Annotated in this window: 21 protein-coding genes; 5 read left to right on the top strand and 16 right to left on the bottom strand. The window is 63.8% G+C overall.

The genetic code is table 11. From position 1 onward, the window contains the following. Positions 1-259: 259 nt before the first annotated feature. The 15 genes from NKH89_RS05935 to NKH89_RS05865 all read right to left on the bottom strand — a co-directional run bounded on the left by NKH89_RS05935 (position 260) and on the right by NKH89_RS05865 (position 16053). On the bottom strand, positions 260-2629 hold the full coding sequence (locus NKH89_RS05935) for a trimethylamine N-oxide demethylase (RefSeq protein ID WP_352908492.1): 2370 nt from the start codon (positions 2627-2629) through the stop codon (positions 260-262). Between the two features lie 303 nt (positions 2630-2932). Further along, a complete protein-coding gene (locus NKH89_RS05930; protein ID WP_352493978.1) occupies positions 2933-3562 on the bottom strand; it encodes a sarcosine oxidase subunit gamma in 630 nt (209 codons plus the stop codon). Then, positions 3555-6539, bottom strand: coding sequence for a sarcosine oxidase subunit alpha (locus tag NKH89_RS05925; protein ID WP_352493979.1), 2985 nt, complete (start codon positions 6537-6539; stop codon positions 3555-3557). Before NKH89_RS05925 ends, NKH89_RS05930 begins: the two co-directional genes overlap by 8 nt. Beyond that, the gene (locus tag NKH89_RS05920; protein ID WP_023716760.1) at positions 6539-6814 is read right to left on the bottom strand and encodes a sarcosine oxidase subunit delta; all 276 of its coding nucleotides are present in this window, start codon (positions 6812-6814) and stop codon (positions 6539-6541) included. Before NKH89_RS05920 ends, NKH89_RS05925 begins: the two co-directional genes overlap by 1 nt. 16 nt (positions 6815-6830) lie before the next feature. Beyond that, complete coding sequence (locus NKH89_RS05915) at positions 6831-8084, bottom strand: sarcosine oxidase subunit beta family protein (RefSeq protein ID WP_352908491.1); 1254 nt, start codon at positions 8082-8084, stop codon at positions 6831-6833. 36 nt (positions 8085-8120) lie between these two features. Further along, entirely contained in the window at positions 8121-9428 is a 1308-nt protein-coding gene (gene glnT, locus NKH89_RS05910) for a type III glutamate--ammonia ligase (protein ID WP_023716762.1), read from the bottom strand. 34 nt (positions 9429-9462) lie between these two features. After that, positions 9463-10791: an FMN-binding glutamate synthase family protein gene (locus NKH89_RS05905; protein ID WP_352908490.1), complete on the bottom strand. Its 1329-nt coding sequence runs from the start codon at positions 10789-10791 to the stop codon at positions 9463-9465. A gap of 6 nt (positions 10792-10797) precedes the next feature. Further along, positions 10798-11532: a GltB/FmdC/FwdC-like GXGXG domain-containing protein gene (locus NKH89_RS05900; RefSeq protein WP_023716764.1), complete on the bottom strand. Its 735-nt coding sequence runs from the start codon at positions 11530-11532 to the stop codon at positions 10798-10800. Positions 11533-11536: 4 nt separating this feature from the next. Further along, the gene (locus NKH89_RS05895; protein ID WP_023716765.1) at positions 11537-12430 is read right to left on the bottom strand and encodes a class II glutamine amidotransferase; all 894 of its coding nucleotides are present in this window, start codon (positions 12428-12430) and stop codon (positions 11537-11539) included. Between the two features lie 95 nt (positions 12431-12525). After that, positions 12526-12846: a hypothetical protein gene (locus NKH89_RS05890; RefSeq protein ID WP_352484121.1), complete on the bottom strand. Its 321-nt coding sequence runs from the start codon at positions 12844-12846 to the stop codon at positions 12526-12528. Continuing rightward, positions 12843-13523, bottom strand: a complete 681-nt coding sequence (locus tag NKH89_RS05885; protein WP_352908489.1) for a hypothetical protein — start codon at positions 13521-13523, stop codon at positions 12843-12845. The genes NKH89_RS05890 and NKH89_RS05885 overlap by 4 nt, the downstream gene beginning before the upstream one ends. A gap of 258 nt (positions 13524-13781) precedes the next feature. Further along, positions 13782-15182, bottom strand: a complete 1401-nt coding sequence (locus NKH89_RS05880; protein ID WP_031193329.1) for an APC family permease — start codon at positions 15180-15182, stop codon at positions 13782-13784. 15 nt (positions 15183-15197) lie between these two features. Beyond that, on the bottom strand, positions 15198-15359 hold the full coding sequence (locus NKH89_RS05875) for a hypothetical protein (RefSeq protein WP_023716769.1): 162 nt from the start codon (positions 15357-15359) through the stop codon (positions 15198-15200). Positions 15360-15376: 17 nt separating this feature from the next. Next, the gene (locus tag NKH89_RS05870) at positions 15377-15754 is read right to left on the bottom strand and encodes a hypothetical protein (protein WP_292653876.1); all 378 of its coding nucleotides are present in this window, start codon (positions 15752-15754) and stop codon (positions 15377-15379) included. Between the two features lie 11 nt (positions 15755-15765). Then, positions 15766-16053 carry a hypothetical protein gene (locus NKH89_RS05865; protein ID WP_023716771.1) on the bottom strand — a complete coding sequence of 96 codons (288 nt, stop codon included), beginning with the start codon at positions 16051-16053 and terminating at the stop codon, positions 15766-15768. 248 nt (positions 16054-16301) lie between these two features. Here NKH89_RS05865 and NKH89_RS05860 point away from each other — a divergent pair, with 248 nt between their 5' ends. The 4 genes from NKH89_RS05860 to NKH89_RS05845 are packed head-to-tail and all read left to right on the top strand — an operon-like array spanning position 16302 to position 20058. Then, positions 16302-17435, top strand: a complete 1134-nt coding sequence (locus NKH89_RS05860; protein WP_352908488.1) for an aminomethyl transferase family protein — start codon at positions 16302-16304, stop codon at positions 17433-17435. Positions 17436-17449: 14 nt separating this feature from the next. Beyond that, positions 17450-18046, top strand: a complete 597-nt coding sequence (locus NKH89_RS05855; RefSeq protein ID WP_352908487.1) for a dimethylamine monooxygenase subunit DmmA family protein — start codon at positions 17450-17452, stop codon at positions 18044-18046. Beyond that, entirely contained in the window at positions 18043-19008 is a 966-nt protein-coding gene (locus tag NKH89_RS05850; protein ID WP_352484116.1) for a PDR/VanB family oxidoreductase, read from the top strand. The genes NKH89_RS05855 and NKH89_RS05850 overlap by 4 nt, the downstream gene beginning before the upstream one ends. 9 nt (positions 19009-19017) lie before the next feature. Beyond that, positions 19018-20058, top strand: coding sequence for a heme-dependent oxidative N-demethylase family protein (locus tag NKH89_RS05845; protein WP_352484115.1), 1041 nt, complete (start codon positions 19018-19020; stop codon positions 20056-20058). 169 nt (positions 20059-20227) lie between these two features. Here the strand turns inward: NKH89_RS05845 and NKH89_RS05840 are convergent, their stop codons facing one another. Next, positions 20228-20947, bottom strand: coding sequence for a helix-turn-helix domain-containing protein (locus tag NKH89_RS05840; protein WP_352484114.1), 720 nt, complete (start codon positions 20945-20947; stop codon positions 20228-20230). A 260-nt stretch (positions 20948-21207) separates the two neighbouring features. On the opposite strand from NKH89_RS05840, the gene NKH89_RS05835 reads away from it, so the two are divergent. Next, the gene (locus NKH89_RS05835) at positions 21208-22566 is read left to right on the top strand and encodes a trimethylamine monooxygenase (protein WP_352593463.1); all 1359 of its coding nucleotides are present in this window, start codon (positions 21208-21210) and stop codon (positions 22564-22566) included. Positions 22567-22580: the final 14 nt, after the last annotated feature.

Here is a 22580-nt window from a genome sequence, read left to right as displayed (position 1 = left end):
CCGCTATGTCGGGCTGGCCAAGGCGACCGCCCAGGTGACGATGGCGGCGATCGCCTTCAACATGCGCCGATGGGCCGCTATCGCGGGATAGGTGCGCCTGAGTCCGCCCATACAGGGTCGGACGACCGCCTGAAACCCCAAACAAGACGTCAAATCCCCCGCAAAGCGAACAACCGCCGCAACCCCGCCGCCGCAAGCTTTTGCTCATGACTGCGCAACAGGTCCACAAGGGGAGAAGGGAAGAACCAGGCAGCGTCGATCAGGAGCGCGGCCTGGTCTTCTGCGGATCGTAGTGGGCAATGGCGACGACGCGCGCCGGCAGCCGCTTGCTGTGGCCGTCGAGCTTGCCGATCTCGACCTCGGTGCCAATCGCCGAATGCGCGACGTCGAGCCTGGCCAGCGCGATATTCTTGTTCAGCACCGGCGAACGCATGCCGGAGGTGACGACGCCGACCTGGGCGCGGCCGACATGCACGCAATCGCCGTGGCCGACCGCGACATTGGCGTCGATGTCGAGGCCGACCAGCTTCTTCTGGGGGTTTTCCTTGCGGCGGATCAGCGCCTCGCGGCCGATGAAATCGTCGGTCTTGGTCTTTAGCGGCACGGTGAAGCCGATGCCGGCCTCGAAGGGGTCGGTCTGGTCGGAGAACTCGTAGCCGGCAAAGATCAGCCCGGCCTCGATGCGCACCATGTCGAGCGCTTGCAGCCCCATCGGCTTCAGGCCGTGCGGCTGGCCGGCCTCCCAGATGGCGTCGAACACCTTTTCCGCGTCGCGCGGATGGCACCAGATCTCGTAGCCGAGCTCGCCGGTGTAGCCGGTGCGCGAGACAACGACGGGAATGCCGTTGCCGCCGCCGATGCGGGCGACGGCAAAGCGGAACCACTCGAGCTCGTCGATCAACGGCTGCAGCGGCGAGGTCCAGATGATCTGCCTGAGAATGTCGCGGCTTTTCGGTCCCTGCACGGCGACATTGTGCATCTGGTCGGTCGATGAACGCACCAGCACGGTAAGGCCGAGTTTCGTCGCCATTTCGCGCAGCCATTCGCCGGACAGATCGTCGCCGCCAACCCAGCGGAAATTATCCTTGCCGAGCCGAAGCAGCGTGCCGTCGTCGATCATGCCGCCATGCTCGTAGCACATGGCGGAATAGACGACCTGGCCGACGCCGAGCTTCCCGATGTCGCGGGTCAGCGTGTATTGCAGCAGCGCTTCCGAATCCGGGCCGGTGATCTCGAACTTGCGCAGCGGCGACAGGTCCATGATCACGGCATCCTGCCGGCAGGCCCAGTATTCGTCGATCGGGCCTTGCCTGGCGAAGGAATTGGCCAGCCAATAACCCTTGTACTCAACGAAGTTGCGGGTGTGCTTGGCAAAGCTTGAATGAAAGGCGGTCTCGCGGGTCATTTTCGGTTCCGAATCGGGCGTCATGCGTCTGGCGATCGCTCGCGAGAATTTGTGCTGGCCGGAATAGGTCCGCACATGGATGTCGGTCGGGTTCCAGCCATTGGCCGGCGTCGTATCGTCGGGGCAGGCGGACGAGACGCAGACGATATCCGTGAGCGCCCGCAGCAGCACATAGTCGCCCGGCCGCGACCACGGCTCATCGGAAACGACGACGCCATGCGCGTCGATGGCCGTGTTGAAGAAGAAGTTGATCGCCATCCAGCCGGCGCGGGGCGTCACACCCTTGTCGGCCAGCGCGCGGTTGAAATTCTCCGAGCAGTTGGGATGGCCGGGATAGCCGATGTCGTCGTAATATTTGGCCGCGCAGGCGAGCGCGAATGCATCGTGCCGGCCGCAAGTGTCCTGCACCACCTCGACCAGCGGCTCCATGTCCTGGTCATAATATTTCGAGTGCAGCCCGGGCATCGGATAGCTCGAACCCATCAGCGTGCGCGTCGTCGTCACGTCGAGCGGATGATCGCGGCCCTTGTCCAGCTTGCGCGCCGAAAAGCACTGGAAGTCGGTGCATTGGCGCCCGTCGACATCGATGATCTGCAGATAGTCGCCGGCTTTGACGAAATAGGCTTCCGCCGTCGCCGAATGGACGCGCAGATCGAGCACCGGATCGGCCAGCGGGTCGGCAAGCCGCGACTTCGCAGCTGGACGGATCGTGGCGCGGCGCAGGATGACGCTGAGCGGCGTTGCGGTATCGTGGCCGTCGACCAGCATCGGACCGCCGGGGGCAGCGACGAGCATCGAGCCGTCGCGGGCGATCGCAAAGCTCTGTTCGGTGCCGGCAGGGGTGGAGCCGCCGAAGACGCGGACCGCCTTTGCCTGATCTAGCTGTACCTGGCGACGTTCGAGGCCTCGGCGTAAGGAAGCGAGGCTATCGTCGCTATCGGCCAGCAGCGCCTTGATGCCGGCGGCATTGCTGTTCGATTTTACGCCGAGAATACCGGGATCGGTTACGCCGGTGCTGTCCCATACCAGCAGCTCGCAGGCCTGCCCGCCCTCGACATTGCGCACAGTGATGTTGTCGCTGGCCTCGACCTCGATCAGCACCGCGCCATTGCCCTGAACCGAATAGCGCTCCATCCCGGCCGGCAGCGCGATCTGGCCTGGCCGCAGGATCAGGCTCGGCCGGGGCGGTCCGGCGGCGATTACGGGGTAGGGCGACTGGCTCATCTCAACCCTGGTTTCGAGAAACAAGTTTGCCTGTGCGTGAAATTATTTTAGCGGGAAGAATAGGGCAGAAGAGCCGGAGTTGGCAAGGTGAAGGTGGCACAAGCTCCCCCTTCTCCCCTTGGGGGAGAAGGTGTCGCCGAAGGCGACGGATGAGGGGTGTTCCAGGGAACGCCAGCCTCTCACTCCGCTGGAACACCCCTCATCCGTCTCGGCGCTGCGCGCCGATCCACCGCCCTGGGGCGAGCCACGGGTCTCGTCCCGTCCTTCGGACCCCACAAGGGGAGAAGGGAAGACGCGCCAAGGCTATCCCAATTCCTCGGAATGCCCGATGTCGACGCCATACTCCGCGGCGGCATCGAGCATCGTGTGCCACAGGCTTTCGGCAAACGTCGCGAACACCAGGAGATTGAACACCGCCTGCCTATCCGGCCGGTCATGGCCGCGCCATAGATTGACGCTGGTATGGTCGATCGATGTCGCGGCAGCGGTGCCGGCCGGGAACGCCGCCGGGTGCAGGTCTAACGACGACAGTTTGGCCAACATCGCGCGCGCCTTTTCTCCCGAAACGCTGATCAGGAGGCGGGCATGCGACTGGTCCGACAGCGAGGCGGATTGCGAGAACGCCTGGCTCAGCGGTTCGATCGCGTGCTTGGCGCCTTTCGACAGGACGAGGAACTGATCCGGTCCCGACCAGATCAGCGTAGCGTCGGGAACTTGGACCGCCTTGGGCGTTTCCGGTGCGGCAACGTCGAAACGGGCCTGGGCAGCTTTTGCCAGCTCCGCCGTTTTGCCGCGCCGCGCCATCACCTGGATCAGGTCGAAATTGCGGATTTCCGTCAGCCAAACGCCGGCCTCGGTGCCGCGCGCGCCATGGGCGCCGACGACGAGCGCTTTCTCCAGCGGACTGCGGGCAATCCAGGACAACTCAACCACGCTGGCGCCCTCCATCCGGATCGTAGAAGACGGGGCTGCACAGCTCGACATCGTAGTCCTCGCCGCGCAGCGGGTCATGCGCATGGACGATCTCGCCGATGCGCTCGCGGCCGCGCTCGACCAGGCCAAGCCCGATCCACTGGTCGAGCACCGGCGAGAAGCAGACCGAGGTGACGTAGCCCTGGTCGTTGGCGGGACCGGGCGTCTCGCCCTTCGGGATAATATGCGCGCCGGAACGCAGGCGGCGCGTCTTGTCGACCGGCTTGATCCCGACGACGACCTGCCGGTCCGGCGCGACCAGCGCCTCGCGCCCGGCCATGACGCGGCCAATGAAATCCTTCTTGGTCGACATCATCTTGCCGAGGCCGAGGTCGGCGGCCGTCGTCGTGCCGTTCAGCTCCGGCCCGGCGACATGGCCCTTTTCGATGCGCATGACGCCGAGCGCCTCGGTGCCGTAGGGCGTAACGCCGAATGGCTTCCCGGCCAGCATCAAATTGCGCACCAGCGCGTCGCCGTAGCGGGCGGGAACCGAAATCTCGAAGGCCATCTCGCCGGAGAACGAGATGCGGAACAGCCGCGCCCTGGTGCCGCCGCGAAGCGATACCTCGCGCGCGCCCATGAACGGAAAACCCTCATTCGACAGATCCTCGGCCGGATCGACGATTTCCCGGAGCAGGTCCCGGGTCTTCGGCCCGGCGATCGAGAATTGCGCCCACTGGTCGGAGACGGAGGTGAGCTGCACGTCGAACTCAGGAAATAGCACCTGGCGGCAGAATTCGAGATGCTGCATCACCAGCCCGGCCTTGGCGGTCGTGGTGGTCAGGAAATAATGGTCCTCGGCCAACCGCGATGTGGTGCCGTCGTCATAGACGATGCCGTCCTCACGCAGCATCAGCCCGTAGCGGGCTTTGCCGACGGCAAGATTGGAAAAGGTGTTGATGTAGACGCGGTCGAGGAAGGCGCCGGCATCCGGACCGTGCACGTCGATCTTGCCGAGCGTCGAGACGTCGCAGAAGCCGACGCCGGAGCGCACCGCCTTGACCTCGCGGGTGACCGATTCCAGCCAGTCCTTTTCGCCGGCGCGCGGGTACCATTGCGCGCGCTTCCACAGGCCGGTGTCGACGAACACCGCGCCTTGTTCGGCTGCCCAGTGATGCGACGGCGTCAACCGTGTCGCATGAAAATTCTCGTCGCGATGATGGCCGGCGAAGGCGCCGATAGCGACCGGCACATAGGGCGGGCGGTAGATCGTCGTGCCGGTCTCGGGAATGGATTTGCCTGACAACGCAGCCATGAGGGCGAGGCCGGCGACGTTCGAGGTCTTGCCCTGGTCGGTGGCCATGCCGAGCGTCGTATAGCGCTTCAGATGCTCGATCGACTCGAAGCCTTCGCGCTGCGCCAGTTCGATGTCGGACGCGGTCACGTCATGCTGGTAATCGACGAAGGCTTTCCCTTTGCCGGCGACATGCCAGAGCGGCGTTAGCGAAAACGCCTCGCTGTCGGCAACCGGCGATGTGCCGGCATTGCCGCTGCGCCCGGCCCTCTGTGCTGCCGCCGCTCCTGCGGCAAAGCCCTGGCGCAGGCAGTCGCCCAACCCGAAGGCGCCGTTGGCGGCGCCTGCGGCCATCATGCCCGGAGGCGCACCGTCCGGGACGAAGGCTGCGATGTCGTCCTGCCATTTCGGCCGGCCGCGATGGTAGGAGGTCAGCCCGACCGCCGGATTCCAGCCGCCGGAGACGGCAAGCCCGTCGGCTTCGACTTCCGCACGTGCGCCGCCGGTCAGCGAGATCGCGATTTTCCGGACGCCGGCCTTGCCGCCTTCGACCCCGTTGACCGAGCCGCTGAGCACCGGAAAGCCGGCCTTGGCGGCGAGCGCGCGATGTGCGGCGGAGACGTCCGGGCGCGCATCGACGACCGCCGCGATCTGCAATCCGGCGGCGAGCGCGGTCTCGACCGTGCGCCAGCCATCCGCATTGTTGGTGAACAGCGCGATCCTCTTTGCCGGCGCTGCCGCGTAGCGCGCGACATAGGTCCGCATCGCCGAAGCCATCATCACGCCGGGCGTGTCGTTGCCGGCAAACACGATCGGCCGCTCGATGGCGCCGGCGGCAACGACGCAGCGCCTAGCCACGATCCGCCATAGCCTTTGGCGCACTTGGTGCTCTGGCGGGGAGGGCAGGTGGTCATTGACCCGCTCGATCGCGCCATAGGTGCCGCCATCATAGACGCCGAACAATGTCGTGCGGTTCATGATGCGGACATCGGGGAGTGCTGCGAGTTCGGCCAGCGTGCGCGAAATCCATTCGGCCGCCGGCAGGCTGTCGATGGTGCCGCCGTCGGCAAGCAGACGGCCGCCGAACGCAAAATCTTCCTCGCACAGGATGACACGGGCGCCGCTGCGCCCGGCCGCCAATGCCGCCGCGAGCCCGGCCGGGCCGGAGCCGGCGATCAGCACGTCGCAATGCGCCCACGCCTTGTCGTAATGGTCGGGATCGGCGACGCCGGCGGCGCGGCCGAGACCGGCGGCTCGGCGGATCGCCGGTTCGTAGACCGCTTCCCAGAATTTCGCCGGCCACATGAAGGTCTTGTAGTAGAAGCCGGCGACGAAGATCGGCGCAAACAGCTGGTTGACCGCCATCAGATCGTGGCGCAGCGACGGCCAGCGGTTCTGGCTGGCGGCCTCGAGCCCGTCGTAAAGTTCGGCCGTGGTCGCCTTGGTGTTCGGCTCGCGCCGCGCTCCGCTGCGCAGTTCGACCAGCGCGTTGGGCTCCTCCGACCCGGCGGTCAGGATGCCGCGCGGGCGATGGTATTTGAACGATCGGCCGATCAACTTGACGCCATTGGCAATCAGCGCCGAGGCCAGCGTGTCGCCTTGGAAGCCGGCAAAGCTCTTGCCGTCGAAGCGGAAGCTCAGCGGCGCGGCGCGATCGATGAGACCGCCGCTCTCCAGCCGGTGTCTCTGCGCAGGGCCAACCATCAGGCGCCCACCTTGGCGGCGCCAACGCCCGCAGCCGGCTCGACCGACGAAATCTCGTGCGTCAGCGTGTTGCGGGCGACCTTCAGCCAGGCCCGGCAGCCGCCGCCATGATACCAGTATTCGCTCATCGGCCCGGCGACATTGTCGCGCAGATAGACATAGTCGAAGACCTCGTCTTCGGAGGAGCCGGCCGCCGGACGCACCGGCCTGGCGTCGCCCAGATAGGTGAACTCGCCGAGTTCGCGTTCGCCGCAGAAGGGACAGACAATGCGCATGCTCTTCAGCCAGCCTTCAATGCAGGTTCGGTTGGGCGCCCTGGCCCTTTTCGTCGATCATCGCACCTCGCCGGAAGCGGTCGAGGCGGAAGCGCGCCGCCTCCTTGTGCGGCTCGTCGCGCGCCAGAAGATGGGCAAAGATCAAGCCGGAGCCGGGCGTCGCCTTGAAGCCGCCATAGCACCAGCCGGCATTGAGATAGAGCCCGTCGACCGGCGTCTTGTCGATGATCGGCGAGCCGTCCATCGACATGTCCATGATGCCGCCCCACTGGCGCAGCAGCCGCACGCGGCCGATCATCGGCATCAGCGCCATGCCGCCCTCGCAGACGTCCTCCATGACAGGCAGATTGCCGCGCTGGGAGTAGGAATTGTAGCCGTCGATGTCGCCGCCGAAGACCAGGCCGCCCTTGTCGGATTGGCTGACGTAGAAATGGCCGGCGCCGAAGGTCATGACATTGGGGATCAGCGGCTTGATCGCCTCCGAGACGAAGGCCTGCAGCACATGGCTTTCGATCGGCAGCCGCATGCCGGCCATCGCCGCGACGCGCGACGAGGAGCCGGCGACCGCCATGCCGACCTTGGCCGCACCGATCTTGCCGCGGCTCGTCTCGACGCCGGTCACCTTGCCGTTGCCGTCGCGGACAAAGCCGGTCACCTCGCAATTCTGGATGATGTCGACGCCGAGCGCGCTCGCCGCATGCGCATAGCCCCAGACCACGGCGTCGTGGCGTGCCGTGCCGCCGCGTCGCTGCAAAAGCCCGCCCTGCACCGGAAAGCGCGCATTGTCGAAGTTCAGGAACGGCATCATCTTCCTGACCGCCGCCAGATCGAGCAGTTCGGCATCGATGCCGTTGATGCGCATGGTGTTGCCGCGCCGTGCGTAGGCGTCGCGCTGCGCGTCGGAATGGTAGAGATTGATGACGCCGCGCTGGCTGACCATGGTGTTGTAGTTGAGGTCCTGCTCCATACGTTCCCACAGCTTCATCGAAAGCTCGTAGAAGCCGGTATTGCCGGGCAGCCCGTAATTGGAGCGGATGATGGTGGTGTTGCGGCCGGCATTGCCGGAGCCGATCCAGCCTTTTTCCAGCACCGCGACATTCCTGATGCCGTACTCGCTGGCGAGGAACCATGCCGTCGCCAGTCCATGGCCGCCGCCGCCGATGATCACCACGTCGTAGTGGCTCTTCGGGCTGGCGTCGCGCCAGGTGCGCTGCCAGTTCTTGTGGCCGGAAAATGCCGCCCGGGCGAGGGAGAAGATCGAGTATTTCATGAACCTGTTTCGCGCCGGGCGTGCAACAATTCCGGATCAGATGTCGAGCGTGTGGTCGCGCTCCCACTGGGTGAAGTGGGAAGCATAGGAATTCCATTCCTGTTGCTTGAGCTTTAGATAGGCCGACGAGAATTCCTCACCCAGCGCCGCCTTGAGCGATTTGTCGTTGTCGAACTCGCGCAATGCGTCGAGCAGGTTGAGCGGCAGCTTCGGCGCCCCTTCGACCGTATGGCCGAACTGGTACATGTCGATGTCGTAGCGCCGGCCGGGATCGGCCTTCGAGCGGACACCGTCGAGCCCGGCGGCGATGATCACGGCCTGCAGCAGATAGGGGTTTGCCGCGCCGTCGGGCAGGCGCAGTTCGAAGCGGCCGGGGCCGGGCACGCGCACCATGTGGGTGCGGTTGTTGCCGGTCCAGGTCACGGTGTTCGGCGCCCAGGTGGCGCCGGAGATGGTGCGCGGTGCGTTGATGCGCTTGTAGGAATTGACCGTCGGGTTGGTGATGGCGGCAAGCGCGGAAGCATGTTTCATGATGCCGCCGAGGAAATTCCTGCCCTTGGCCGACAGGCCGAGTTCCATCGCATTATCGGCAAAGACATTGGTCTTGCCGTCCCTGTCCCAAACCGAGATGTGGGCATGGCAGCCATTGCCGGTCAGGCCCTGGAACGGCTTCGGCATGAAGGTCGCGCGCAGGCCGTGCTTTTCCGCAACGGATTTCACCATGAATTTGAAGAAGGAATGCTTGTCGGCGGTCGCCAGAGCATCGTCGAAGGCCCAGTTCATCTCGAACTGGCCGTTGGCGTCCTCATGGTCGTTCTGGTAGGCGCCCCAGCCGAGCGCCAGCATATGGTCGCAGATCTCGGCGATGACGTCGTAGCGGCGCATCACCGCCTGCTGGTCGTAGCAGGGCTTCGACGCCGTGTCGTATTCGTCGGAAATCGTCTTGCCGTCCGGCGAGATCAGGAAGAACTCGGCCTCGACGCCGGTCTTGATGTGCATGCCGTCGCCGGCGGCCTCGGCGATCAGCCGCTTCAGCGTGTTGCGCGGCGCCTGCTCGACCGATTTGTCGTCCATCATGCAGTTGGCGGCGACCCAGGCGACTTCGGGCTTCCACGGCAACTGGATCACCGAATCCGGATCCGGCACGGCCAGCATGTCGGGATGCGCCGGCGTCAGGTCGAGCCAGGTAGCAAAGCCGGCAAAGCCGGCGCCGTCCCGCTGCATGTCGGCGATCGCCTGCGACGGCACCAGCTTGGCACGCTGCCCGCCGAACAGGTCGGTGTAGGATATCATGAAATATTTGACGCCCTTCTCCTTGGCGAAGGCGGCGAGATCGTTCCCCATTATAATTCCTCGCTTACTGGCATTTTGGTTTGTCTTAGAAGCCGTTCTTGCCCGGTATCCAGTTGGTGCCGGTCAGCGGCACGCCGGCCATGGCGGCGGCTTCGATCGTCAAGGCGACAAGATCCTCGGGCTCGAGATTGTGCAGGCTGTTCTTGCCGCAGGCGCGGGCGATTGTCTGAGCCTCAAGTGTCATTACCTTAAGATAGTTCGCCAGCCGTCGTCCGGCCGCAATCGGATCGACCCGTTTCATTAGCTCGGGATCCTGCGTGGTGATGCCGGCCGGGTCGCGTCCCTCATGCCAGTCGTCATAGGCGCCGGCGGTGGTGCCGAGCTCGTTGTATTCCGCTTCCCAGCGCGGGTCATTGTCGCCGAGCGCGACAAGCGCTGCCGTGCCGATCGACACCGCGTCGACGCCGAGCGCCAGCGCCTTGGCGACGTCGGCGCCGTTGCGTATGCCGCCGGAGACGATCAGCTGCACCTTGCGGTGCATGCCGAGATCCTGCAGCGCCTGCACAGCCGGCCTGATGCAGGCAAGCGTCGGCTGGCCGACATTTTCGATGAACACTTCCTGGGTTGCCGCCGTGCCGCCCTGCATGCCGTCGACGACGACGACATCGGCGCCCGATTTCACGGCAAGCGCGGTATCATAATAGGGCCGCGCGCCGCCGACCTTGACGTAGATCGGCTTTGCCCAATCGGTGATTTCGCGCAGTTCGAGGATCTTGATCTCGAGGTCGTCCGGCCCGGTCCAGTCGGGGTGGCGCGAGGCCGAGCGCTGGTCGATGCCTTTCGGCAGCGTGCGCATTTCGGCAACGCGGTCGGAAATCTTCTGGCCGAGCAGCATGCCGCCGCCCCCGGGCTTGGCGCCCTGGCCGACGACCACCTCGATCGCATCGGCGCGGCGCAGATCGCGCGGGTTCATGCCGTAGCGCGACGGCAGGTACTGGTAAACCAGCGTCTTCGAATGGCCGCGCTCTTCCTCGGTCATGCCGCCGTCGCCGGTGGTGGTCGAGGTGCCGGACAGCGTCGCGCCGCGGCCGAGCGCTTCCTTGGCCGGACCGGACAGCGAGCCGAAGCTCATGCCAGCAATGGTGATCGGGATCTTCAGCTCGATCGGTTTCTTCGCATAGCGCGAACCGAGCACGACGCTGGTGTCGCAGCGCTCGCGATAGCCTTCGAGCGGATAGCGCGAGATCGAAGCGCCGAGGAACAGAAGGTCGTCGAAATGCGGAAGCTTGCGCTTGGCGCCGGCGCCCCTGATATCATAGATGCCGGTCGCCGCGGCGCGGCGGATCTCGGAAAGCGTATAGTCGTCGAAGGTCGCGGATTTGCGCGGCGTCGTCGGCGGGTTGCGATAGGTCATGCTGCCTCAATACGCATCGGCGTTGTCGATATTGAAATTGTAAAGCGTGCGCGCCGAACCGTAGCGCTTGAACTCCGCCGCCTTGACGCCGGTCACGCCGGCACGGTCGAGCAGGTTTTGCAGCAATTCCAGGTGTTCGGGCCGCATCTCCTTGGCGATGCAGTCGGCGCCGAGGCTTTCGACCTTGCCGCGCACGAAGAGCCGCGCCTCGTAGATGGAATCGCCGAGCGCATCGCCGGCATCGCCCAGCACCACGAGGTTGCCGGATTGCGCCATGAAGGCCGACATGTGGCCGATATTGCCGTGGACGACGATGTCGATGCCTTTCATCGAAATTCCGCAGCGCGACGACGCATTGCCTTCGATGACCAGCAGCCCGCCCCGGCCGGTGGCGCCGGCATACTGGCTGGCATCGCCTTTGACGACGATCTGGCCGGACATCATGTTTTCGCCAACGCCGGGCCCGGCCGAACCATGCACGGTGATGGTGCCGCCGTCGTTCATGCCGCCGCAATAATAGCCGACGCTGCCGCGGACATCGATGGCGACCGGCTGGTCGACGCCGACGGCGACCGAATGGCTGCCGCGCGGATGCAGTACCTCCCAAGCGGTCTCGTTCGAACCGGGAGCCAGATCGTGCAGCGCCTGGTTGAGCTCGCGCAGCGACATTTCGGCCAGGTCGAAGACCCTCGATGCCTGGCCCGGCTCGCGCGCGGCCTTGGAGAGGTTAATTGCCGGCATAATATCAATGCTCCCAGAAATAGACGGTTGCGGGCTCGGGTTCCCAGACCTTCGCATTGTCTATGCCGGGCAGTTTGGTCAGCGCACGATATTCCGAGCCGAAGGCGACATACTGGTCGGTTTCGGCCATCACGGCGGGCTTGCAGGCGATCGGATCGCGCACCACGCCGAAGCCGTTCTTGGTGCCGACGACGAAGGTGAAGAAGCCGTCGAGGTCGCTCAGCGTGCCTTCCAGCGCCTCGCCGAGGTTCTTGCCATGCGCCATCTGCGAGGAGAGATAGGCGGCCGCGACTTCGGTGTCGTTCTCGGTCTCGAATGTCATGCCTTCGCGGATCAGCTCGCGGCGGACATTGTTGTGGTTGGACAGCGAGCCATTATGCACCAGGCACTGGTCGGCGCCGGTCGAGAACGGATGCGCGCCCATCGTCGTCACCGCCGATTCGGTCGCCATGCGGGTATGGCCGATGCCGTGCGTGCCGGTCATCTCGCGGACGCCGAACCGATCGACGACCGCTTCCGGCAAGCCGACTTCCTTGTAGATCTCGACGACGTCGCCGGCGCCCATGATGCGGATGTCGGGGCGCAGCGCCTGGATCGCCTCGCGCGCTTCGTCGATCTTGGCAGGCGTCGTCCTGACCACCGCATGCGTCGACTTCGCAGCCAAGCTCACCGGCGCGCCGATCGCCTTGGCGAGGTCGGCGTCGAGGCCGCGGAAATCGCGCTCCGGCTTGGCCGACTGGATGGTGATCTTGGCTTCATTGGAAGACGCGCCATAGATGGCGATGCCGGCGCTGTCGGGACCGCGATCGCTGAGCGAGATCAGCATCTCCGACAGCATCGCGCCAAGCTGGGGCTCAAGCGACTTGTCCTTCAAAAACAGTCCGACGATTCCGCACATGTCAGGCTCCGAGATTTGTTCCCTTGGAGATGTATCGAATGAGTCCCGGGAATTCAATTAGTATGAAAAAAATTTTCCTGTCGTTATATATCGGCTCAGGCGCTGCCGGCCGCACTATCGCTGCGCTTGCCGCCATTGTGAACCCATTTGGCATGGCGGACGCGGGCGATCTTGTAGGCATCCAGGATCGACAGGGCATAGATCAGGAAGCCGCCGGCATGCCGGCCGATGAAGCTGGCATCCGGCGGCGCGATCTTGGCGGTGACCCAGGCCAGGATCACCATGAAAAACAGGAACTGCAGGCCGCGCACCGGCACGCCTAGCACGACATGCCCGCTCGCCGGCAAGACGATCGCGGCGCCGAGAACCAGATACGGGTTCGGTGGCGCGGGGGAGGTGGTGCTCTGGCTGCTCATGCCGCTTGCCGTTCGCTTTGATTGATGGCATCGCGCAGTGCCGACGCCGACGACAGCAGCCTCTCGACCAGCGCCGGATCGAGCCTGACCGTGCCGAATTCGGCTTGCCGGAACACGCCATAGCGCGCCCGCTCGGCCTCGGCCAGCAGCCAGACGATGCGCACGCCGTTCGGCGTGATCAGCAATTCCTTGGCGCGCCCCTCGACAAAGACATCGAGGTGGTCGGCGATAATGGCGTCAGGGAAGCGCACGCCCTTGCGGTCGCTCCGCAGCACCGCTTCGGCTGGAAATCCCGCCGCCTTCGGCAGTGTATGGTCGAGATGATCGAAATTGGAAAAAGTCGTCGGCGATCCTGGCCGCATCATCATGTCGAAAGTGCCTGGCACCGCGACTTTTTCGTTGATTGAAACGCTCAGCCAGCGCGCCGGCAGCTTCCTGATCGCCAGCGTGTCGACGATGGTCCGTACCTGTACCCGGCGGCCGTTCCACGAGCCGGCGAAGGTCACGATACCGGCAGTGCCGTCCGAGACGTTGGCCGCGTCGGGGATGACAGCACTGACACCGGCTTCGTCGGCGGCAAGTGCGGCCAAGGCCTTGGTGCGGTTGGCCCGCGCAAGCCAGGCGAAATGGAGGACGAGAGCCAGGGCAACCGCCCCGGCGAGCAATGCTGAGATCACCTAACGCACCTCGTCACGCAAATGCCCGCCCCGTTTTGGAGCAGGGCTATTGCGTATGGAGTCCCCCTCATCCGGCCGCTTCGCGGCCACCTTCTCCCCGCTGGGGAGAAGAGGCTGGCGTCAACGCTGGCGACCCCTCTCCCCCCGGGGAGAGGTCGGATTGCCCCGAATTGCCCTTCGCAATTCGGTTGGCAGTCCGGGTGAGGGGGCGCTTGCCCATGTGCGATTGCCCTGCGTTCTGGGATGAGCCTACTCCTGTCAGTACCCCTGTGGTTTCGGCCACGGCATGGTGAACTGGGCACCGCGGCGCACGAATCTGTAGCGGTAGAAATGGAACCACAGCGAGATCAGGAAGTAGAAGGCGACCATGGCGATCAGCTGCGAGCCGAAGCCGAGGAAGATCGCAAAGAAGGTGACCACGCAAAGGCAGAACAGTACGATCGCCGGCAGCGGATGGAACGGATGGGTGTAGCCGCGGCGGATCGAGCCGAGCGGCCACTTCTTCCTGAACATGATGATGTTGATGCTCATGAAGGTGTATTGCAGCACGCCCGACAGGATCGAGAAGGTGATCGCCTGGTTGAGGTCGGCGATGAAGGCAAAGGCCAGCGCGATCGGCAGCAGGAACAGGATCGAGCGATAGGGCGTGCGGTATTTCGGATGCACCGCCGAGAACCAGGTCGGCAGATAGCGGTCGCGGCCGAGCGAGAACCAGGCGCGCGCGGCGTCGTTGATGCAGCCATTGGCCGAAGCAAGTGCAGCAAGCAGCGTCGCGATGAACAACAGATTCTCCAGCAGCGGGCTGCCGGTCAGCTTACCCGCGTCCCAAAGCGGATAATAAGTGATGCCGAGATATTCCCAGGGCATCAGCGAGGCGCAGACATACCAGGTCATGGCGGCGGCGATCAAAAGCGTAATCATGCCGGCCATCGTGCCGTAAGGCAGCGAGCGCGCCGGGGAACGCACTTCCTCGGCCGCCTGCGTGGTGCCCTCGATGCCGAGATAGTACCAGATGCCGAACTGGAAGGCGGCGATGACGCCGATCCAGCCATAGGGCAGGGCGTTGCCGGGGGTGACCAGCTCGTTCAGCTTGAGCACGGCGCCTTGCGTCCACGGGCTGACCGAGAAGAACAGGATGACGATCGAGACATAGGCGATGGCGGTGATGACGAAGTTTACGTTGAGCGTCATCAGCACGCCGCGATAGTTCAGCCATGCCAGCACAACGATGGTCGCGGCGATGAAGGAATTGTGGTTGAGGCCTTCGACGCCGGCCTTGGCGACGATCGTGTCGCCGAGCAGGATAGCGTCCGACACTTCGAGCATGGTGTAGGCAAAGACCAGGAACAGCGCGACGTTGAAGGCCATTAGCGGCCCGACAATGTGCTTTGCCTGCGCATATTGGCCGCCGGCGGCGGCAACCGTTGAGGTGACTTCGGAATCGATCATGGCGACCGAGGTGTAGAGCAGGCCGACGATCCAGCAGACGATCAGTGCCGCCAGCGCGCCGCCCTTGTCCGCCGCGAAATTCCAGCCGGTGAATTCTCCGACCAGAACGATGCCGACGCCGAGTGCCCAGACATGGGCCGGGCCGAGCACCCTGAGCAGTGAAACCCTGTCGCCTTGCACTTGCACTGCCGGTTCAAGCGTGACCGTCATCGTTCAATCCCCCACTCAGATCCGGTGTTTTTCGGACACGGCTTCAAGTTCGCCTTCCCTGGACGAGGTCAGCACGTCTTCGGAAAAGGTCGTGTCGATCTTGAACCAGTCGTAGAGCATCCACAGCGCGAGCACGATCGAGATGCCCCAGCATGCGTAAGAGAGTGCCACCCACATGACGATGCTTCCCCGGTTTATTTATCGCCGAACTTTTCGTTGATGACGTCGCGGTATTCGCGGTCCGATGCGCGGAACAGAAAGATGAAATAGCCGATCAGCACTGCGGCCATGATGATCAGCGTCGGCCAGTCGATGATGTAGTGGAACCGGTTCTGGATGATGTCGTGCGCGGTTTCCGGCGTGTAGCCGAGCTTTTCCCAGATCGAGGCCATGGTCGGGTTCTGGCCGAGCGCTTCCCACGTCTTGGCGTCGAGCGCGTCGATGGATTTTGCCGCCCCTGCCAGCCCCAGTTTCAGCGGCAGCCACAGCGCGACAAAAATCGCGACCACGACGACGGCGATATCGAAAACCTGTCCGGCCTTGCTCTGTTCGGGCGGTGTGTAGCGGGCCATGCGTCTCCCCCTCAGGACTTGCGGTTGCGGTAAGCGTCGGCATTCTTGATGTCGAGGCCGTAGATGAAGTCCTTGTCTTCCTTGTAGTGGTTGACCATCGCCAGGATGGCGGCCGTGTTGAAGATCAGCACCGCGGCGGCAGCGACCGCGACGACTAGCTTGATGCCTGCGTCGGGGATGTACGGCCATGTCATGAAGAGGACGAAGAGGATCGTCGCCCACAGACAGACGATCAGGAGCACCGATCCACGAAGGTCGGAACGGTACAGGGCTTCAATGCGCTGCTGCATGTCGGACATCGGTTCCCCTCCATCGCTCTCTTTCAAGAGAGTGAAATTTTTTTCATAACTTCTAGCCGAACTCCGCAATTGTCAAGACGATTTTACGCAACGTTAACTGTTTGTTTGACCAGCCGGATTTTGCCTGACAATGAAATTATTTGCTTGCGGGTATTGCAGGCTCTCGGCGTTTGCGATCAATATTCGGGCAACGCTCCCGCCAGGGAGCAGGGGAAAGCAAGAAGTTTTTTCGAACGGAGGACCAGCGGATGACGGCATCCTGGAGATTTTCGGCCCTTGCGGACCGCCATCGCGCGCTCGGCTCGAAGCTCGAAGACTGGAGCGGCATGGGCACCGCGTGGACCTACGACAAGGACGCCGACGAAGAGTATATCGCCATCCGCACCAAGGCCGGCCTGATGGACGTGTCCGGCTTGAAGAAGGTCCACATCACCGGGCCGCACGCCTCGCACCTGATCGACCTGGCGACGACGCGCGACGTCGAAAAGATCTATCCCGGCAAGTCGGCCTATGCCTGCATGCTGAACGAGGCCGGCAAGTTCACCGACGACTGCATCCTCTACCGCACCGGCCCGAATTCCTGGATGGTGGTGCATGGCTCGGGCACCGGCCATGAAGAGCTGCAGCGCGCTTCGGTCGGTCGTGACGTGTCGCTGCGCTTCGATGACAATCTGCACGACCTTTCGCTGCAAGGCCCGACCGCCGTCGACTATCTGGCAAAGCATGTGCCGGGCATTCGCGACCTCAACTATTTCCATCACATGCAGACGCAGCTGTTCGGCTTGCCGGTGATGATCTCGCGCACTGGCTACACCGGCGAGCGCGGCTACGAGATCTTCTGCCGTGGCCAGGACGCCGGCACGATCTGGGACAGGATCCTCGACGAGGGCAAGAGCGCCGGCATCATCCCGTGCCGCTTCACCACGCTCGACATGCTGCGCGTCGAGAGCTACCTGCTGTTTTACCCCTACGACAATTCGCAGAAATACCCGTTCGAGAACGAAGGCCCCGGCGACACGCTGTGGGAGCTCGGCCTCGATTTCACCGTCAGCCCCGGCAAGACAGGCTTTCGCGGCGCCGAGGAGCATTATCGCCTCAAGGGCAAGGAGCGCTTCAAGATCTTCGGCGTGCTGCTCGAAGGCAAGGAGCCGGCCGACGAGGGCGCGCCAGTCTATTGCGACGGCAAAAAAGTCGGCGTGGTGACCTGCGCCATGTATTCGCCGCTGGTCAAAAAATCGATGGGCATCGCCCGGCTCGACGTCGACTGCGCGGTACAAGGCACCAGGCTCGAGATCCGCAACAAGAGCGGCGCCATCAGCGCAACCGCCGAGCCGCTTCCGTTCGACGATCCGAAGAAGACCAAGCGCACGGCGAAAGGCTGAGGCATACTGCGGGTATGGCAGCGAAAAGCATCATCAGCCGGCCGGTCTATGGGACCCTGTCTCCGCAGCCCGGCAAGCATCATCTTTTCATAGCGGATGCAGAGGGAGCGCTGGCGATTGCCGATCTGGCCGCCAAGGCACCGGCGGACTTCTTCGGCGGCGCCCACATCATTTTCATTCCCGGCCGCGACAGCAAATATGCCGATGTGCTCGAAGCGCTGAAGCCGGCGCAGTTCTACCTCGGCCATTCCTTTGCCAGCGCTTTGCCGCGGCTGAAGCAGACGCTGGCAAACGCGCATATGGGACTCAGGCTCTACCTTGCCGGCACCGAAGGGCTGATCGGCCAGGCCATGCAGGCGGCGCTCGAAGCCGGCATCGACCACATCTCGATCCAGACCGAGCATCGCGGCTCGCTGGCGCGCCGCATGCAGTGCGTCCACTGCAAGGGCATCACCGAGAACGTGACGACGCAGCCGGCGACCTGTTCGCATTGCGGCCTCTTGCTTCTGGTTCGCGACCACTATTCACGACGCCTCGCCGCTTTCCAGGGCGTCTGCATCAATGCCGAGGACCGCAGTGAAATTCCTCCGACGGAGGAGGTCTTTCGATGAGCACCGGCACCACCAAGCTCGACGTCATCGTCAGCGATGTCGTTCCGGTCAACGAGCTGGTGACGCGCTTTCACTTCCGCAGGCGCGACGGCGAGCTCTTGCCGACCTTTTCCGGCGGCGCCCATGTCGTCGTCGAGATGCGCGATGGCGAGCGGACCAGGCTCAATCCCTATTCGTTGATGGGCTCGCCGCTCGACACCCGCGAATACACCATCTCGGTTCGCCGCGACGAGGCCGGCCGCGGCGGCTCGCTGTTCATGCACCGGCAGGTCAGGCCGGGCACGGAGATGGTGGTCAGCTACCCCGTCAACCTGTTCTCGCTCGATCTGCGCGCCAGGAAGCATCTGATGCTGGCCGGTGGCATCGGCATCACCCCGTTCATGGCGCAGACCGCGCAGCTGGCGGCGGAGGGCGGCAATTTCGAGTTGCACTACACCTGCCGCACCGCTTCGCTCGGCACCTATGCCGATCTGCTGAGAGAGCGCTACGAGCGCCGGGTCAGGCTCTATCACGACGATCGCGACGAGCGCATCGAGCTCGACCGGCTGCTGTCGTCGCAGCCGCTCGGCACCCATCTCTATGTCTGTGGCCCGTCCGGCATGATCGGCTGGGTGCGTGACCGCGCCGCCGCTCTAGGCTGGCCTCCCCAGACCGTGCATTTCGAGCATTTCGCGGCACCGCAGCCGGGTGCGCCCTTCGACGTGACGCTGGCGGTCAGCGGCAAGACGATCCGCGTCGACGAGCAGCAGAGCCTGCTCGAGGCGATCGAGGCGGCCGGCGTCGATCCGCCCTATCTCTGCCGCGGCGGCGTCTGCGGCCAGTGCGAGACCAACGTCATCTCGCATGACGGCAAATTCATCCACAACGACCACTGGCTGAGCGAGGAAGACCACCGTTCGGGCTGCAAGATCATGCCCTGCGTGTCGCGCTTCGAGGGCAGGTCGCTGGTGCTGGAAAGATAGGAGGCGAGCTTGGGCATTACCTTTCGCAAGGAAACCTTTCGCGACGACTTCACCTTCCGGAACAGCCCGGAGCACATCAGGCGGTTTCCATTCCCGTTCCATGAAGACAGCTACATGTATGCGGTCAATATCGAGCCGCATGTCGTCGGGCCGAAGGGCAGCGTGCTGGAGAATTTGATCGACGTCGACGAGCACTATGTCGCCGAAATGCAGGACCGTGCTTTGGTGCTCGCCGAAGACCCGCTGCGCTGCCAGTCGCTGCCGCACATGACGCTGGCCGGCTGGGACCTGCTCGAACTGCTGATGGAGCAGCAGGCTTCCGGCTATCCCGAGCATTTCACGCTGACGCGCGACGGCGACCGCTGGCGCTGGATCAACCGCCCGCTCGGCATCGACGACAGCTTCACCTTCGGCGACGTCTCGACGCTGCCCTATGGGCCAATGGAGTACATCACGCGTCAGAGCCAGGGCGATTTCTGCATCCTCGACCAGCGCGACGGCAATCTGTGGATGGATGCCGGCATGGTCACCACCCAGGCCGACTGGTCGCTCGATTTCGACATCGGCATGAACTTCTTCGAATGGCACGCGCCGGTGCCGCTGGCGCATGAGAAGGGCATCTTCGTCCGGGCGCTGAAGTTCCTCACCAACATCCAGCAGGGCAAGCCGGCACGCCGGCTGAACTGGACGATGACCATCAATCCGCGCCTCGACACCAGCCCGGAAAACTACCACAAATGGGGCCCGGACCGCGCCACGGTGACGCCGGAAAATGTCGGCGACAAGGTCCATCTGCGCGTCGAGCTGCAGAGCTTCTGGCGGCTGCCGCGCTCGAACGCGATCGTCTTCCCGATCCGCTGCTATCTGATCAAGATGGACGAGCTGGTGACGCAGCCGAAATGGGCAAGGCGCCTGCACCGCGTCATCCGCGACCTGCCCGACGAGCTCGCCAACTACAAGGGCCTGACGCGCTACCGCGCGACGCTGGTCGAATGGCTGTCGAAGTTGGATGACGGCAGTGCGACGTCGCCGGGGTTTGGGCCGGATTAAGCAAGTCCCCTCATCCGGCCGCTTCGCGGCCACCTTCTCCCCGCTGGGGAGAAGAGGCTAGCGCCGGCGCTGCCAATCTCCTCTCCCCTCGGGGAGAGGTCGGATTGCCCCGAATTTGTCCTTCACAATTCGGTTGGCAATCCGGGTGAGGGGGGCGCTTGCCTCCCGCTCACCCCGCGCTCTGCGGGTAGCAAATGATCGACAAATAGCGCATCGGCAGAACGGTCAGCACTTCCGGCCCGTGCGGCGCATCGGCGTCGAAGAACAGGCTGTCGCCGGGCTTCATAGGGTAGAGATTGCTCCCGTGCCGGTAAACGACTTCGCCTTCCAGCATGTAGAGGAATTCCATCCCTTCGTGCTGGAAGGTCGGAAACACGTCGGAATCCTCGGTCAGCGTGATCAGATAGGGTTCGACGACGACGCCGCTGGTGTTGGAACCGATATGGCCGAGCAGATTGTACTGGTGGCCGGCGCGCGTGCCGCGGCGCTCGACGTCGAGCCCTTCGCCGGCCTTGACGAAGACGGCACTGCGCTCCTCCTCGAAGCGGCGGAAAAAGGCGGTGACGGGAACGCCGAGCGCCCGTGACAGCGCCTGCAACGTGGTTAGCGACGGCGAGGTGATGCCGTTCTCGATCTTCGACAGCATGCCAAGCGAAATGTCGGTGGCGACCGCCAGATCGGCGACGGTGATGCCGAGCTTTTTACGGAATGCCCGCACCTCGCGGCCGATCGCGACCTCCAGCACTTTTTCGCGAGTGTCGCGAATGGCGTGCGGGTTCTGGGTGAGCGGCGCGCGTATCTTGCGAGGATCGATTGCGCCGGCCGACGGCTTGGCTTTGCCGGCGGCGGCGCCGACATCATGCTTCAGACTGGTCGCTTTTTTCGCCATTTCGCCACCCCGGACCTTGCCGATTCATTTCACTCCCGGTGAACATATTCGGTGCCGATACAGAAGCGCAACTGCCACGGCAAGCCACCCGTGTCGAATTGCGCAATGTCTGGATTTCGCCCGAGGCACTGCGTCGCTTGGAAATCCGGCTAGGCGAAACGAGGGTTTCGCGACAAGGCCAGTTGACAGCATCGAAGGGGCAATTACTGTCCTGTCAGTGAAATTTGTTTCGTTAGGGAAATGAGATCGGGAGGCCCGGAATGAAAGATCGTGTTGCCGTTATCGGAGCCGGGCCGTCCGGCATGGCCCAGCTCAGGGCCTTCAAGTCGGCCGCCGACAAGGGCGCCGACATCCCCGAGATCGTCTGCTTCGAAAAGCAGTCCGACTGGGGCGGCCTGTGGAACTATACCTGGCGCACCGGCCTCGACGAGCATGGCGACCCGGTGCATGGCTCGATGTACCGTTACCTCTGGTCGAACGGCCCGAAGGAATGCCTCGAATTTGCCGACTACACGTTCGAGGAGCATTTCGGCCGGCCGATTGGCTCCTATCCACCGCGTGCCGTGCTGTGGGACTACATCAAGGGCCGCGTCGAAAAATCCGGCGTGCGCCAATGGGTGCGCTTCAACAGCCCGGTGCGCATGGTCACCTTTTCCGACGCGACGATGAAGTTCACCGTCACCGCGCATGACCGCACCAACGACGTCACCTATTCGGAAGAATTCGACAATGTCGTCGTCGCCTCGGGGCATTTCTCCGTGCCCAACGTTCCCTATTTCGAGGGCTTCTCGACCTTCAACGGCCGTATCCTGCACAGCCACGATTTCCGCGACGCCATGGAATTCAAGGGCAAGGACATTTTGATCATCGGCCGCTCCTATTCGGCCGAGGACATCGGCTCGCAATGCTACAAATACGGCGCCAGATCGATCACCTCGAGCTACCGCTCGAAGCCGATGGGCTTCAGATGGCCGGAGAACTGGAAGGAAGTGCCGCTGCTGCAGAAAGTCGTCGGCAAGACCGCGCATTTCAAGGACGGCAGCACCAAAGACGTTGACGCCATCATCCTGTGCACCGGCTATCTCCACTCCTTCCCGTTCCTGACCGAAGACCTGAAGCTGAAGACCGCCAACCGCATGTGGCCGGACGGGCTCTACGAGGGCGTCGTCTGGGAGAAAAACCCGAAGCTGTCCTATATCGGCATGCAGGACCAGTTCTACACCTTCAACATGTTCGACGCGCAGGCCTGGTTCGCCCGCGACGTCATCATGGGCCGCATCAAACTGCCCTCGGCCGATGCGATGGCCGAGCACGGCAAAAAGTGGCGGGCACGCGAGGAAACGCTGGAAGACGCCGAGCAGATGATCTGGTTCCAGGGCGACTACACCAGGGAGTTGATGGAGCAGACCGACTATCCCGGCTTCGATGTCGAGGCTGTCAATCAGACCTTCATGGAGTGGGAGCACCACAAGGCGGAAGACATCATGGGCTTCCGCGACCATTCCTATCGCTCGCTGATGACCGGCACGATGGCGCCGCTGCACCATACGCCCTGGCTGCAGGCGATGGACGATTCGATGGAGAGCTATCTCGAGGTGAAGGGCGTGGCGGCGGAGTAGGCAAGTCCGAACGA

The sequence above is a fragment of the Mesorhizobium sp. M0923 genome (assembly GCF_040319365.1).
In the GTDB taxonomy this organism is placed as follows: Bacteria; Pseudomonadota; Alphaproteobacteria; order Rhizobiales; family Rhizobiaceae; genus Mesorhizobium.
Note: the sequence above shows the minus strand (reverse complement) of the source record. Positions and strands in the feature narration are given on the sequence as shown.

Coding starts and splice junctions, on each gene's coding strand:
- NKH89_RS05905 (WP_352908490.1), bottom strand. CDS start 10,791: ATGACCTATCGCAACCCGCCGACGACGCCGCGCAAATCCGCGACCTTC.
- NKH89_RS05880 (WP_031193329.1), bottom strand. CDS start 15,182: ATGACGGTCACGCTTGAACCGGCAGTGCAAGTGCAAGGCGACAGGGTT.
- NKH89_RS05865 (WP_023716771.1), bottom strand. CDS start 16,053: ATGTCCGACATGCAGCAGCGCATTGAAGCCCTGTACCGTTCCGACCTT.
- NKH89_RS05925 (WP_352493979.1), bottom strand. CDS start 6,539: ATGGTTGGCCCTGCGCAGAGACACCGGCTGGAGAGCGGCGGTCTCATC.
- NKH89_RS05915 (WP_352908491.1), bottom strand. CDS start 8,084: ATGAAATACTCGATCTTCTCCCTCGCCCGGGCGGCATTTTCCGGCCAC.
- NKH89_RS05840 (WP_352484114.1), bottom strand. CDS start 20,947: ATGGCGAAAAAAGCGACCAGTCTGAAGCATGATGTCGGCGCCGCCGCC.
- NKH89_RS05850 (WP_352484116.1), top strand. CDS start 18,043: ATGAGCACCGGCACCACCAAGCTCGACGTCATCGTCAGCGATGTCGTT.
- NKH89_RS05835 (WP_352593463.1), top strand. CDS start 21,208: ATGAAAGATCGTGTTGCCGTTATCGGAGCCGGGCCGTCCGGCATGGCC.
- NKH89_RS05920 (WP_023716760.1), bottom strand. CDS start 6,814: ATGCGCATTGTCTGTCCCTTCTGCGGCGAACGCGAACTCGGCGAGTTC.
- NKH89_RS05855 (WP_352908487.1), top strand. CDS start 17,450: ATGGCAGCGAAAAGCATCATCAGCCGGCCGGTCTATGGGACCCTGTCT.
- NKH89_RS05875 (WP_023716769.1), bottom strand. CDS start 15,359: ATGTGGGTGGCACTCTCTTACGCATGCTGGGGCATCTCGATCGTGCTC.
- NKH89_RS05895 (WP_023716765.1), bottom strand. CDS start 12,430: ATGTGCGGAATCGTCGGACTGTTTTTGAAGGACAAGTCGCTTGAGCCC.
- NKH89_RS05890 (WP_352484121.1), bottom strand. CDS start 12,846: ATGAGCAGCCAGAGCACCACCTCCCCCGCGCCACCGAACCCGTATCTG.
- NKH89_RS05935 (WP_352908492.1), bottom strand. CDS start 2,629: ATGAGCCAGTCGCCCTACCCCGTAATCGCCGCCGGACCGCCCCGGCCG.
- NKH89_RS05860 (WP_352908488.1), top strand. CDS start 16,302: ATGACGGCATCCTGGAGATTTTCGGCCCTTGCGGACCGCCATCGCGCG.
- NKH89_RS05900 (WP_023716764.1), bottom strand. CDS start 11,532: ATGCCGGCAATTAACCTCTCCAAGGCCGCGCGCGAGCCGGGCCAGGCA.
- NKH89_RS05870 (WP_292653876.1), bottom strand. CDS start 15,754: ATGGCCCGCTACACACCGCCCGAACAGAGCAAGGCCGGACAGGTTTTC.
- glnT (WP_023716762.1), bottom strand. CDS start 9,428: ATGGGGAACGATCTCGCCGCCTTCGCCAAGGAGAAGGGCGTCAAATAT.